This is a genomic window from Halorussus aquaticus, assembly GCF_024218795.1.
GTDB classification, from domain to species: Archaea; Halobacteriota; Halobacteria; order Halobacteriales; family Haladaptataceae; genus Halorussus; species Halorussus aquaticus.
Genome location: NZ_CP100400.1, coordinates 1,709,466 through 1,722,283 on the forward strand (window position 1 = coordinate 1,709,466; position 12,818 = coordinate 1,722,283).

Genomic DNA, 12,818 nt, shown 5'->3' on the forward strand with positions numbered 1-12,818 from the left:
GAGCAACCATGCACATCAAAAAGCTCGTCTTGGATAACTTCAAGAGCTTCGGACGACCGACCGAAATCCCGTTCTACGAGGATTTCACCACGGTCTCGGGTCCGAACGGTTCGGGGAAGAGCAACATCATCGACAGCGTGCTGTTCGCGTTGGGGTTAGCCCGGACGCGAGGAATTCGCGCCGAGAAGCTGACCGACCTCATCTACAATCCCGGCCACGCCGACGCCGACGAGGAGTCCAGCGGCGCACGCGAGGCCAGCGTTGAGGTGATTCTGGACAACAGCGACGGCGTCTTGGACCGGGCGCAGGTCGTCAACGCCGCCGGGTCGGAGAACGTCGACGATGTGGACGAGATCACCATCAAGCGACGGGTCAAGGAGACCGACGACAACTACTACTCCTACTACTACCTCAACGGCCGGTCGGTCAACCTCTCGGACATTCAGGACCTGCTGGCGCAGGCCGGGGTGACGCCAGAGGGGTACAACGTCGTCATGCAGGGCGACGTGACCGAGATAATCAACATGACGCCGTACGAGCGTCGCCAGATTATCGACGAAATCGCGGGCGTCGCGGAGTTCGACGCCAAGAAAGAGGACGCGCTGGAGGAACTGGAGACGGTCAAAGACCGCATCGAGGAGGCCGAACTCCGCATCGAGGAGAAACAGGACCGCCTCGACCAGTTGGCCGACGAGCGCGAGACCGCCCTCGAATATCAGGGCCTGCGCGACGAGAAACAGGAGTACGAGGGCCACCTCAAGGCCGCGGAACTCGAAGAGAAGCGAGAAGACCTCGCGCACACTCGCGAGGACATCGAGGACCGCGAGGACGAGTTGGCCGACCTCCAGCAGGAGTTAGACGAGAAGCAGGGAGCGGTCATCCGTCTCGAAGACGAGTTGGAGGAACTCAACGCCGAAATCGAGCGGAAGGGCGAGGACGAGCAACTCCGCATCAAGAGCGAAATCGAGGAGGTCAAGGGCGAAATCTCGCGCCTCGAAGACGCCATCGAGTCGGCCGAGGAGAAGATTCAGGACGCAGAGAACACCCGCCGACAGGCCTTCGTCGAAATCGACCGCAAGCAGGAGGACGTCGAGGAGTTCGAGTCCGACATCCGCGACATCAAGATAGAGAAGTCCTCGGTCAAGGCCGACGTCCAGCAGAAGCAGGCCGAACTCGAGGAGGTCGAGGCCGAAATCGAGGCCATCGACACCGAGTACGACGAAGTGAAGGCCGAACTCGCCGAGAAGAAAGACGAGTTGGAGGACCACAAGAGCGAGCGCAACGACCTCCAGCGCGAGAAAGACCGCCTCATCGACGAGTCTCGGCGGCGGTCCAACGCGGAGAGCGAGAAGGAACAGGAGTTGGACGAGGCCCGCGAGGCGATTCCGGAACTGGAGTCGAAACTCGAAGACCTCGACGACGAGTTGGCCAAGGCCGAACGCAACCGCGCCCAGATAGACGACGTGGTCGAGGACCTCAAGCAGGAGAAACGCGAACTGCAGGACGACCTCGACTCGGTCGAAGACGAGATTCAGGCCAAACAACAGGAGTACGCCGAACTCGAAGCCAAGGCCGACCAGAGCGGCGACTCCTCGTACGGCCGGGCGGTCTCGACGATTCTGAACGCCGAGAAGCCCGGCGTCCACGGGACGGTCGGCCAGTTGGGCGGCGTCAATCGGGAGTACGCCACCGCCTGCGAGACGGCGGCCGGTGGACGGATGGCCCACGTCGTGGTGGACGACGACGGCGTCGGCCAGAGCTGTATCGAGTACCTCAAGTCACGGAACGCCGGGCGTGCGACGTTCCTGCCGCTGACCGAGATGCACGACCGGAACCTGCCCTCCGCGCCGAGCGTGCCGGGCGTGGTGGACTTCGCGTACAACCTCGTGGACTTCGACTCGCAGTACTCGGGCGTGTTCGCCTACGTCCTCGGGGACACGCTGGTCGTCGAGGACATGGAGACCGCCCGCGACCTGATGGGCGACTACCGACTCGTGACCCTCGACGGCGAACTGGTCGAGAAGAGCGGCGCGATGACCGGCGGTTCGAAGTCCGGGTCGCGCTACTCGTTCTCGAAGTCGGGCAAGGGCCAACTCGAACGCGTCGCCCAGCGCATCAACGAGTTGGAGGACGAGCGAAAGTCCATCCGCGAGGACGTGCGGGACGTCGAGGACCGACTCGACGACGCCCGCGACCGGAAGAGCGACGCCACCGACCAAGTTCGGTCCATCGAGTCCGACGTGGAGCGCACCGAGGCGGAACTCGAAGACGCGAAACAGCGAATCGACGACCTCGAAGACGAACTCGTGGCGATGGAGGCCGAGCGCGAGGCCGTCAACGAACAGATGGAGGAACTCGAAGCGGAGATAGACGACCACGAGGAGTCCATCGCCGAAATCGAGGACGCCATCGCGGAACTGGAGACCGAACTCGCCGACTCCCGGATTCCGGAACTCACCGCCGAGGCCGAGGACATCGAGGCCGAAATCGAGGCGTACGAGGACCGAATCGACGAGTTGGACGGCGAACTCAACGAACTCCAGTTGGAGAAGCAGTACGCCGAGGACGCCATCGAGGACCTCCACGACGACATCGAGCAGGCCCAGAACCGGAAGGCCGAACAGGAGGAGAAGATCGCGGACCTCGAAGGCGAAATCGAGGACCAAGAGGCCCTGCTCGAAGAGAAGCGCGACGCCGTCGCCGAACTCGAAGACGAACTCGCCGACCTCAAAGACGAGCGCGAGGACGTGAAGGCCGACCTCCGGGAGGCCCAGCAGGAGCGCGACGACAAGAAGGCCGAGGTCGAGACGGTCGAGAACCGCCTCGAGAGCCTCCGGCGGAGCGAGGAACGTCTGGAAGCCGACATCGAGCAACTCCGCGAGCAGGTCGGCGAGTACGACGCCGAAGAGATTCCCGACCTGAAGGAGGTCGAGAAGAACATCGAGCGCCTCGAACGCCAGATGGAGGAACTCGAACCGGTCAACATGCTGGCCATCGAGGAGTACGACGACGTGAAGTCGGACCTCGACGACATCGAGGAGCGCAAGTCGGTGCTCGTGGAGGAGCGCGAGGGCATCCGCGAACGCATCGACTCCTACGAGGACCAGAAGAAGGCGACGTTCATGGACGCCTACGAGGCCATCGCCGAGCAGTTCACCGACATCTTCGAGCGACTCTCGAACGGGACCGGGACGCTCCACCTCGAAGACGACGAGGACCCCTTCGAGGGCGGCCTGACGATGAAGGCCCAACCGGGCGACAAGCCCATCCAGCGCCTCGACGCGATGTCGGGCGGCGAGAAGAGTCTGACCGCGCTCGCGTTCATCTTCGCCATCCAGCGGTACAACCCCGCGCCGTTCTACGCGCTGGACGAGGTGGACGCCTTCCTCGACGCCGCCAACGCCGAGCGCGTCGGCGAGATGGTGGACGAACTCGCGGGCGACGCCCAGTTCGTCGTCGTCTCGCACCGCTCGGCGATGATGGAGCGCTCCGAGCGCGCCATCGGCGTCACGATGCAGGGCGACAATGTGAGTACCGTGACGGGCATCCAGTTGGGCGACGACGGCGACGAGGAGGTGCCCGCCGATGACTAGCGAGGGTCCGGAGGACCCTCGGGGAAGCGAGCGGGGAGCACAGCGACCCGCGAGCAGCGAGAAGCGTGGCTCCTCGGAAGACGCGAGCGACGACTTCTCCCTCAACATCGCGGGCCACGAAGAAGAGAAGCGCGAGCGAGAGGGCGAAGCGTCGGGTCTCGTCGGCGACGACGAGACCGACACTTCCGACTCCGAGGCAGACGCCTCCGAAGGGAACGCCGAGGAGACCGACGACATCCTCTCGGACGAACTCGACGTGGACGCCGACGCGGACGACGAGGAGGCCGAACCCGTCGAACTCCTCGTGCAACTGGCCGAGGACGGCGAAATCGAGCCGTGGGACATCGACATCGTGACGGTCACCGACAAGTTCCTCGACCGATTGGACGAGGCCGACCTCCGGACCTCGGGCCGGGCGCTGTTCTACGCCAGCGTCCTCCTCCGGATGAAGAGCGACGCGATGCTGGCCGACGACGACGAGGACGAACCCGAACCGGAGGAGGCGTGGGACGAGTGGGGACCCGGCGCGGAACCGCCGATGGACCCCGCCGACGGCGAGTTCCCGGAGTTCGACCCGGTGTCGAAACTCGAAGACGAGATGGAGCGCCGCCTCGACCGCAAGACCGCCCGCGGGACGCCCGAGACGCTGGACGAACTCGTCCACGAACTCCGGGAGCGCGAGCGCGGGTCGTGGTGGAAGGACTCCCGAAGCTACGACACCAGCGACTCGCCGTCCGGGTTCCAGCGCGGGACCCAGACGCTGGACTACCGGATGGACGACGACATGCGGGTGGACGAGGAACCTTCCGCCGACGACGTGACCGGCACGGCCCACGAGGAGGACATCGAGGCGGTCATCGACGAGGTACGCGAGGAACTCCGCGTCCACTACGAGAAAGGGCGTGACGAGGTGCTGTACGCCGAAATCGAGCGTATCGGCGGGTCGCGAATCCAGACGTTCCTCGCGCTCCTGTTCCTCTCGCACCGCGGCGTCGTCACGCTGGAGCAGGACGACATGTTCGGCGACCTCTGGGTCGAGGACGCCGACGCCGCCGAGGAAGCCGAAGCGCCCGCGATTGCGGACTGAAGGCGGTCGGCGTCTCTCTTTTCGACTGTTCTTCGGTAGCGTTCGCCCTCGATGTCGCCAGTCGAAGCAGAACGAATGCGGTTCAGTCCAGATAGCCGCCGACGAACGGTTCGACGCGCTCGCGGGTCTCGTCCGGAATCGCGTCGGTCGGCGTGTTGATGGTGCCCTCTAACGCCGTCCCGCAGTCGCACTCGCGCTCGTCGGGCATGTTCCGGATGGCGTGTTCCACGACTTCCTTGATGGCCTCCTCGTTCTCCGCGGCGTTGTTCAGCACCTCTTCGAGCGTGACTTCGCTGTCCTGCTTCCACACGTCGTAGTCGGTGACGCCCGCGACCGTGGCGTAGCAGAGTTCGGCCTCGCGGGCCAGTTTGGCCTCCGGAATCGTCGTCATGCCGATGACGTCCCAGCCTTGGTCGCGGTAGAACTCGCTCTCGGCCCAGGTCGAGTACTGCGGCCCCTCGATGCAGACGTAGGTACCGCCCTTCTCCGAGTCGGCGTCGGTGGCGGCGTCGGCCGAGTCGGCCAGATGCTCGACCATGTGCGGGCAGTACGGGTCCGCGAAGGGCATGTGGACCACGATGCCGTCGCCGAAGAACGTCGAGTCGCGGTGCTTGGTCCGGTCGAACGTCTGGTCGGGCACCACGAGCGTCTGGGGCGGCAGGTCCTCGCGCAGACTCCCGACCGCGTTGCTCGACAGCACGCGCTCGACGCCGACTTGCTTCAGGGCGTAGATGTTGGCCTTGTACGGGGCGTTGGTCGGCGTGTGCTGGTGGTCCGGGCCGTGGCGCGGGAGGAACGCGACCTCCTCGCCCGCGAACTCGCCGATGGTGACGGGCGCGCTCGGGTCGCCGAAGGGGGTCGAAATCTCTTCCTCGCGGGTGTTCTCGAGAGGCAGGGCCTCGTAAATACCACTTCCGCCGATGAATCCAATCGTCATGAGGTAGACTCGCGTCGGCGGACACTAAACGGCTACCCTTCGACGTCACGACCGACTGTCCCTCTCGCGTCGGGATCGTTTCGACCTCCCCGTCCGAGGGCGTCGGACGGGCGTCAGTGAGCGGGACTGTACGCGTCGGAGAAGAGGTTCAGAACGACGACGCCGCCGACGATGAGCGCCATCCCGACGACGCCCGCCACGTCGACCGGTTCGTCGAACACGACGACGCCGAGGAGCGCCGCGGCCACGATTCCGACCGCCGACCACGTCGCGTACACCAGCCCTATCGGTAACTCCTGAAGTGTGAGACTCAGCAGGTAGAAGGACCCGACGTACCCGAGGACGACGACGAGCGACGGAACGGCGTTCGCGAACCCGTCCGAGAACTTGAGCGCCGCGGTGCCGGTCACCTCGGCCGCGATGGCGCCGCCGAGGTAGAGGTATTCTCGCATGTACTCACGACGTTCCCCGAACGTGTTAAAAGTTCAGAAATAATACGGGTTCGGCGTTCGACCCGTCACGAGGAGAGTCCGAACACAGAGCGTCGTTCTTCAGGCCCCCACGCCGTCCTCGTTCTCGACCAGTCGCCACGCGTCCCCGTCCGCTTCGAGAACGTCCCGGCGAGTCATCTCGTTCAGGACTTCCTCCATGCGGTCGGGTTGGGCGATCTCCATCTCGATGCGCTCCACGTCGTGGTACTCGCTGAGGAGGTGGCGAATCTCCTCGGTCGTGAAGGCGTCGCCGTCGGCCTTGTCCATCACGCCCGAGGTGATGTCTATCATGTCCTCGATGAAGTTCCACGGGTAGACTATCCACGCCCACTCGTCGAGTTGCTCCCCGATGTAGTCCGGTTCGAACTCGCTGGTCTGGAGGAGTTGGAGGGTCGCCGTCCGGATTTCACCGGCGTCGCGCTCGGAGACGTACTCCTCGGCGCGCTCGATGGACCCGCCGGTGTCGGCGATGTCGTCGATGATGAGGACGTCCTTGCCCGCGACGCTCCCCTCGGGCATCGGATAGCGCACCTCGGGTTCGCCCGCCTTCTCGGCGGTCCCCACGTAGTGTTCCATCTTGAGACTCGTCAGGTCGTCCATTCCGAGGAAGTCACAGATACACCGCCCCGCGAACCACCCGCCGCGGGCCAGCGCGACCACCACGTCCGGTTCGAAGGAGTCCCGTTTCACCTGGTCGCTGACGTCGCGGCAGAGACCGTAGATGTACTCCCAGTTCGTAATCGTGCACTTGAACTCGTCGGGGAGTTCGCTCATACCAACTCGGGACTCGCACTCCCGCACACTTAACCGTTTACAGGTGGGTCTCAGGGCGTGCGAGTCGTTCTCGGAGACGGCGGTCCGATTCCGACGAACCAATTACTAAGAGTCGCGCGCTCCTCGGGGCGACCATGGACACGCTACGCGCGCTGCAGGTGGACGCGTTCACCGCCGAACCGTTCGCCGGAAACGCGGCCGGAGTGGTGCCGAACGCCGACGGACTCGACGACGCCCAGATGCAGGCAATCGCCAACGAACTCGCGGTGAGCGAGACCGCCTTCTTCCGCGAGAGCGACGAGGCCGACCGTCGGGTCCGGTACTTCACGCCCACGACGGAGGTGGACCTCTGCGGACACGCAACCGTCGCCTCCCACGCCCACCTGCTCGAAGACGGCGTCGTCGACCCCGGAACGCACAGTCTCGAAACCAACGTCGGCGTCCTCGACATCGAAGTCGAGGAAGACGGGACCGTCTGGATGACCCAAGACCGCCCCGAAATCCGCGAGGTGGACCTCGACTACGAGCGAATCGCCGACGCGCTCGGTATCGACCACGCCGCGCTCGAAGACGTGGGCGCGGACTTCCCGCTGGCGGTCGCCTCCACGGGACTCCCCTTCCTCGTGGTGCCGGTGAACTTCCTCGAACACCTCTCGGCGATGGACCCCGACTTCGGCGAAATCGAGGCAATCAGCGACGAGGTGGACGCGACCGGCATCTACGCGTTCTCCTTCGACGCCCTCGAAGCGGACTCGACGCTCCACGGCCGGATGTTCGCGCCCGCCGCCGGAGTGCCGGAGGACCCCGTGACCGGCACCGCGAGCGGCGCGACCGGGGCCTACCTGCGCGAGGTCGAGGCGTTCGACGGCGAGTTCCCCGACGAGATGGTCTTCGAGCAGGGTCACTTCGTGGACCGTCCGGGTCACGTCCGCGTGCGCGTGGCCGAACAGGTCCGCGTCGGCGGGCGGGCGGCCACCGCGCTCGACGGCGAGTTGCAGGTTCCGGACCGCGACGACGGCGACGACATCATCGACGCGACGGGGTAGGTGGCGAAGTCGGTCCGAGTAGTCGAGGAAACGCGCAAATGGGGGACGGGTTCCGTGTTCGGACCAAGGCCCGGCCTGCGGTGGAGCGACGGTTCGCTCGCGGGTCTCGCCGTGGCCTTCGTGGCGTGACGCGTCCCCGCTCACGAAGTGGACCGCGGTCAGATGCGCTCTCCGATAGCAGTCACGTAGTGTCCTTTCCGATTCGATACCCGAACCCTGCCATCACGACGGTACTCGTCACCACTGCAAACGTGGCCGCCCGTCTGACCCCGTCGTCTTGGGTGTCGGCGTAGACGAACAGCGCTACGCTACAAACGAGGACCATCATCGCAAACGAGAACGTATCCGAATTCTCCATACTCGTATAGCTGTTAGTGCGAGTGAATTTCCTCGTGGGGGATTCTGAGTCGGGAACCCGTCACTGTTCGCCGAACTGGAACTCCTCGGCGGTGTCCTCCCGCTTGAGTTCCGACACCTGACGGCGCATCTCCGAGACGTCGTGTTCCACGTCCGAGAGGCGGTCGTCCAGCACCGAGAGAATCTCGCTCTTGACCTTCTCGCTGTCGAAGCGCTCGCGCATCTGCTCCTCGACGGCGGCGGTGAACACCCGCACGAAGGCCGTGACGCTGCCGACGGCCCAGACGACCACGCCGAGAGTCGCCAGCACCAGTCCGGGCGCGGCCGTCGTCAGCGCAGAGGAGAGCGCCGCGCCGCTCTCCAGTTTACTGTATCCCTCTGCGATGCCCAGCACGACGCCTCCGCCGACGAGCGCACCACCGACGAGGGTGGCGACCCCGGCGAGGACCACGTAGTACACTGCCCACCGAAGCGAACGACTCGCGTCCATGGGTGGGTGAGACGAACGCGGGGATATAAACTCACCCGTTTTCGTGTCGGAGAGCGAAAACGTCGGACGAGTGACTGGCAGGTCGGTGCGCCGGTAGTGACCCTCTTTCGCTGGCGTATCTGGGTGCCGATAACGGTCAGATAAAGCACGGACTACTCGACGGCCTCGCGGACTCGTCGTCGTCCGTCCCGCGACCGAGGGCCGTCCGAACCGTTCCCGTCCGGCAAATTTTACGAGTTGCGGATAAACCCGATTCCGAGTTAATATTTCCGGCGTGAGCCGGTCGGAACATTCTTTATTCGCCTTCCTGTTCTCCCACATGCACCAATGGCTGTACTCTGGCTGGACGAAATCACCGCGGACGACCTCGAACTGGTCGGCGGGAAGGGCGCGTCGCTCGGGGAACTCACCGGCGCGGGCCTCCCGGTTCCCTCGGGGTTCGTGGTTTCGGCTGGCACCTACCGCTCGTTTATCGAGGACACCGGCATCGCGGAGGAACTGTTCGAGGCCGTGGACGTGGACGCCGAGGACTCCGCGGCGCTCGCCGAGGCCCAGTCGCGGGCCAAGGAACTCGTTCTGGAGACCGAGATGCCCGAGGAGATTCGACGGGAGATTCTCGACTCGTACGACGACCTCGGTGGCGTCTCCGAGTCCGACGACTCGGAGGCACGCGGGACAGGGTCCCGCGCTGGCGAGAACTTCGTCGCCGTCCGGTCGTCCGCGACCGCGGAAGACCTCCCCGACGCGAGTTTCGCGGGCCAGCAGGAGACGTTCCTCAACGTCACCCGCGAGGACTTGGTGGACCGCGTCAAGCGCTGCTGGGCGTCGCTGTTCACCCAACGCGCCATCTACTACCGACAGGAGAAGGGGTTCGACCACTCCGTCGTGGACATCGCGGTCGTCGTCCAGCGCATGGTGGACGCCGAGAAGTCCGGCGTGATGTTCACCAGTCACCCTTCGACCGGCGACCCCCGAATCATCATCGAGGCCGCGTGGGGACTCGGCGAGGCGGTCGTCTCGGGGTCGGTCTCGCCCGACAACTACGTCGTGGACCGCGAGACCGGCGCGGTGGAGGAACTCACCATCGCGGACAAGAAGACGATGATGGAGAAAGACGAGGCGACCGGCGAGACCGTCGAACGCGAAGTCGCCGAGGACAAGCGCGAGGCACAGGTCCTCGACGAGGCCGACATCGCCCGACTCGTGGAACTCGGCGAACGCGTCGAGGACCACTACGGGACGCCACAGGACGTGGAGTGGGCCATCGTGGACGGCGAGGTCCTCATGCTCCAGTCGAGACCCATCACCACCATCGACGAGGGCGAGACCGAAATCCAGACCGACGCGACTGACGCCAGCGCGTCGGAGTCCGAGGGTATCGCCGACGGAAGCGGTGCGGTCGAGACCGCGAGCGCGGAGAGCGACGCCGGAAGCGGCGCGGGCGAGGGCGACGTCCTCGTCTCGGGTCTGGGCGCGAGTCCCGGCATCGCCTCGGGAGCGGTCCGCATCGTCACCCAACTCGACCAACTCGACAAGGTGAGCGAGGGCGACATCATCGTCACCGAGATGACCACGCCCGACATGGTGCCCGCGATGAAGCGCGCGGCGGGCATCGCCACCGACGAGGGCGGCATGACCAGTCACGCCGCCATCGTCTCCCGCGAACTGGGCGTCCCCGCGGTCGTCGGGTGTACCGACGCCACCACGACGCTGACCGACGACCAGCGCATCACCATCGACGGCGACAAGGGCACCATCACGGAGGGCCGCAAGGAGACCACCGAGGAGCGCGAACCCATCGAGGAGGCCCGCCCGAAGACGCCGGTCAAGCCGATGACCGCGACCGAGGTGAAGGTCAACGTCTCCATCCCGGAGGCCGCCGAGCGCGCCGCCGCGACAGGCGCGGACGGCGTGGGCCTGCTCCGGATGGAACACATGATTCTCTCCACGAACAAGACGCCCGCCCGGTACATCGACGACCACGGCGTGGACGCGTACGTCAACGAAATCGTAGAGGGCGTCCGGGGCGTGGCCGACGAGTTCTACCCCCGTCCCGTGCGGGTCCGGACGCTCGACGCCCCGACCGACGAGTTCCGCCAGTTGCAGGGCGGCGAGGACGAACCCGACGAACACAACCCGATGCTGGGCTACCGGGGCATCCGCCGGAGTCTCGACCGACCCGACGTGTTCGCCCACGAACTCGACGCGTTCGCTCGCCTCTACGAGATGGGCTACGACAACGTCGAACTCATGCTGCCGCTGGTCAACGACGCCGAGGACGTGATTCAGGCCCGCAATCTCATGGAGGAGTCGGGCATCGACCCCGAGAAGCGGACGTGGGGCGTGATGATAGAGACGCCCGCCTCGGCGCTGGGCGTCGAGGAGATGGCCGAGCAGGGCATCGACTTCGCCTCGTTCGGGACGAACGACCTCACCCAGTACACGCTGGCGGTGGACCGCAACAACGAGAAGGTGGCAGACCGGTTCGACGAACTCCACCCCTCGGTCCTACAACTCATCAGCCAGACCATCGAGACCTGCCGCGAACACGACGTGGACACGTCCATCTGCGGACAGGCGGGGTCGAAGCCCAAGATGGTCCAGCACCTCGTGGACGAGGGCGTCTCGTCCATCTCGGCCAACATCGACGCGGTCCGTGACGTGCAACACGAGGTCAAGCGCGTCGAGCAGAAACTCCTGCTCGACTCGGTGCGGTAAGGCGGAGACGCGTCGGCACTGCTGTCGGGTTTTATTCCGCTTTCGCTCTCCTCTCGTCTCCGTCCCTTTCCCCCGCTTTCTGTTTCTTCTCTCGATTTCTGTCCCCTTCGCCCGTTCCTGTCCCCGCCTTCGCTTTCCATCCTTCCGCTCGCTCGCTTCCTCCCGCCGTCCGCCTCCGATTCGCCGCGCTCGGATTCTTAGCCCCTCGATTCTAACCCGAGTAAGCCCTGCTTAGAGCGAATAAATCACAGCTACTCGCTAAAACGACACGGCACGATACTGTCAGTTTATGAGTTTCGCGGCCGGAGTACGGGGAAATGGTTCCCCGTCGTGCCGCGCTCGTCGTCGTCGCGCTGGTCCTCGTCGCCGGATGCGCCGGAACCGACCAGACGACACCGACGACCGCCCCGGAGAGTACCACGACTGCAGACCGCTCGGCGACCGTGGCGGCGAACGCGACGCTCGCCGCGGCCCGGAACGAGACGGTCGCGAACGCCTCCTCCACGGCCACGACTACCTCCGGAGTCGCCGCGACCACAACCTTGTCGCCACCGCCGAACGCGTCGCTCCCGCCGGGCGTGAACGCGTCGGGCGTCGAAGACGCCTCGGCGCTGGTGGCGGCCCACCGGAGCGCGCTGAACAACACCAGTTTCGCGTTCAGGTTCCACGCGAACGTCTCGGTGGGTCCCGCCAACCAGTGGACCCGACAGCGCGGCACCGTCGAGGCGGGCCTCTCGCCGCTGGTGGTCCACTCCGACAGCGTGCGTCGGTTCGACGAGGGGACGACCCGCGTCGCCACCGACCTCTGGGCCAACGAGACGGCGGTCGTCGTCCGGTACAGCGGAGAGAACCGGACCGAAATCCGCCGGTACAACCGCACGGGCGGGAATCTCGCCGACGAGACGTGGGCGCACCTGCCGCGGGCCGACCTCGACTCGCAGGTCACGCAGGCGTGGCTGGTCGAACTCGCGCTGACCGCCGGGGAGTTCGAGTTCGACCGAATCGAGCGCCACGACGGTCGCAAGGTGGCGGTCCTCCGGGCGACCGAGGCCGTGTCGGCCGATAACTTCACCGACTTCGACGCGACGGCCGTCGTGGACGCGAAGGGCCGGGTCCACTCGCTCTCGCTGACGGCGGCCTACGCGGGCGACGACGAGACTCGGATCCACTACGAGTTCGAACTGACCGACCTCGGGTCGGTCTCCGTGGAGCGTCCGACGTGGGTCAGTGCCGCCACACCGCCGACCCGGACCGGGGGAACCGCGACGACGGTCTCCGAGCGGAACGCGACGGCGAGCGCCGAGTGACGGCCGCCGCGGGCGACG

Annotated in this window: 10 protein-coding genes; 5 read left to right on the forward strand and 5 right to left on the reverse strand. The window is 65.7% G+C overall.

The window, feature by feature from the left end; all coding sequences use genetic code 11:
* The first annotated feature begins 8 nt into the window (after positions 1–8).
* Complete coding sequence (smc, locus tag NGM06_RS08785) at positions 9–3,593, forward strand: chromosome segregation protein SMC (RefSeq protein ID WP_254269908.1); 3,585 nt, start codon at positions 9–11, stop codon at positions 3,591–3,593.
* Positions 3,586–4,680, forward strand: coding sequence for a segregation and condensation protein A (locus NGM06_RS08790; protein ID WP_254269909.1), 1,095 nt, complete (start codon positions 3,586–3,588; stop codon positions 4,678–4,680). The genes smc and NGM06_RS08790 overlap by 8 nt, the downstream gene beginning before the upstream one ends.
* A gap of 82 nt (positions 4,681–4,762) precedes the next feature.
* On the opposite strand, the gene mtnP is transcribed toward NGM06_RS08790, so the two are convergent.
* The 3 genes from mtnP to NGM06_RS08805 all read right to left on the reverse strand — a co-directional run bounded on the left by mtnP (position 4,763) and on the right by NGM06_RS08805 (position 6,882).
* Positions 4,763–5,617, reverse strand: coding sequence for an S-methyl-5'-thioadenosine phosphorylase (gene mtnP, locus NGM06_RS08795; RefSeq protein WP_254269910.1), 855 nt, complete (start codon positions 5,615–5,617; stop codon positions 4,763–4,765).
* Between the two features lie 113 nt (positions 5,618–5,730).
* Positions 5,731–6,069: a DMT family transporter gene (locus tag NGM06_RS08800; RefSeq protein ID WP_254269911.1), complete on the reverse strand. Its 339-nt coding sequence runs from the start codon at positions 6,067–6,069 to the stop codon at positions 5,731–5,733.
* A 99-nt stretch (positions 6,070–6,168) separates the two neighbouring features.
* Positions 6,169–6,882, reverse strand: coding sequence for a phosphoribosyltransferase (locus tag NGM06_RS08805; RefSeq protein WP_254269912.1), 714 nt, complete (start codon positions 6,880–6,882; stop codon positions 6,169–6,171).
* Positions 6,883–7,016: 134 nt separating this feature from the next.
* Here NGM06_RS08805 and NGM06_RS08810 point away from each other — a divergent pair, with 134 nt between their 5' ends.
* Complete coding sequence (locus NGM06_RS08810) at positions 7,017–7,928, forward strand: PhzF family phenazine biosynthesis protein (RefSeq protein ID WP_254269913.1); 912 nt, start codon at positions 7,017–7,019, stop codon at positions 7,926–7,928.
* Positions 7,929–8,109: 181 nt separating this feature from the next.
* Here the strand turns inward: NGM06_RS08810 and NGM06_RS08815 are convergent, their stop codons facing one another.
* Together NGM06_RS08815 and NGM06_RS08820 are read right to left on the reverse strand one after the other, a co-directional pair.
* Positions 8,110–8,286: a hypothetical protein gene (locus tag NGM06_RS08815; protein ID WP_254269914.1), complete on the reverse strand. Its 177-nt coding sequence runs from the start codon at positions 8,284–8,286 to the stop codon at positions 8,110–8,112.
* Positions 8,287–8,346: 60 nt separating this feature from the next.
* The gene (locus tag NGM06_RS08820; RefSeq protein WP_254269915.1) at positions 8,347–8,775 is read right to left on the reverse strand and encodes a hypothetical protein; all 429 of its coding nucleotides are present in this window, start codon (positions 8,773–8,775) and stop codon (positions 8,347–8,349) included.
* A 327-nt stretch (positions 8,776–9,102) separates the two neighbouring features.
* Here NGM06_RS08820 and ppsA point away from each other — a divergent pair, with 327 nt between their 5' ends.
* Positions 9,103–11,493: a phosphoenolpyruvate synthase gene (gene ppsA / locus NGM06_RS08825; protein WP_254269916.1), complete on the forward strand. Its 2,391-nt coding sequence runs from the start codon at positions 9,103–9,105 to the stop codon at positions 11,491–11,493.
* A 317-nt stretch (positions 11,494–11,810) separates the two neighbouring features.
* The gene (locus NGM06_RS08830) at positions 11,811–12,800 is read left to right on the forward strand and encodes a hypothetical protein (RefSeq protein ID WP_254269917.1); all 990 of its coding nucleotides are present in this window, start codon (positions 11,811–11,813) and stop codon (positions 12,798–12,800) included.
* Positions 12,801–12,818: the final 18 nt, after the last annotated feature.

Bases quoted from the DNA above. Each gene is read 5' to 3' on its own strand.
- smc (WP_254269908.1), top strand. From the start codon at position 9: ATGCACATCAAAAAGCTCGTCTTGGATAACTTCAAGAGCTTCGGACGA.
- NGM06_RS08790 (WP_254269909.1), top strand. From the start codon at position 3,586: ATGACTAGCGAGGGTCCGGAGGACCCTCGGGGAAGCGAGCGGGGAGCA.
- mtnP (WP_254269910.1), bottom strand. From the start codon at position 5,617: ATGACGATTGGATTCATCGGCGGAAGTGGTATTTACGAGGCCCTGCCT.
- NGM06_RS08800 (WP_254269911.1), bottom strand. From the start codon at position 6,069: ATGCGAGAATACCTCTACCTCGGCGGCGCCATCGCGGCCGAGGTGACC.
- NGM06_RS08805 (WP_254269912.1), bottom strand. From the start codon at position 6,882: ATGAGCGAACTCCCCGACGAGTTCAAGTGCACGATTACGAACTGGGAG.
- NGM06_RS08810 (WP_254269913.1), top strand. From the start codon at position 7,017: ATGGACACGCTACGCGCGCTGCAGGTGGACGCGTTCACCGCCGAACCG.
- NGM06_RS08815 (WP_254269914.1), bottom strand. From the start codon at position 8,286: ATGGAGAATTCGGATACGTTCTCGTTTGCGATGATGGTCCTCGTTTGT.
- NGM06_RS08820 (WP_254269915.1), bottom strand. From the start codon at position 8,775: ATGGACGCGAGTCGTTCGCTTCGGTGGGCAGTGTACTACGTGGTCCTC.
- ppsA (WP_254269916.1), top strand. From the start codon at position 9,103: ATGGCTGTACTCTGGCTGGACGAAATCACCGCGGACGACCTCGAACTG.
- NGM06_RS08830 (WP_254269917.1), top strand. From the start codon at position 11,811: ATGGTTCCCCGTCGTGCCGCGCTCGTCGTCGTCGCGCTGGTCCTCGTC.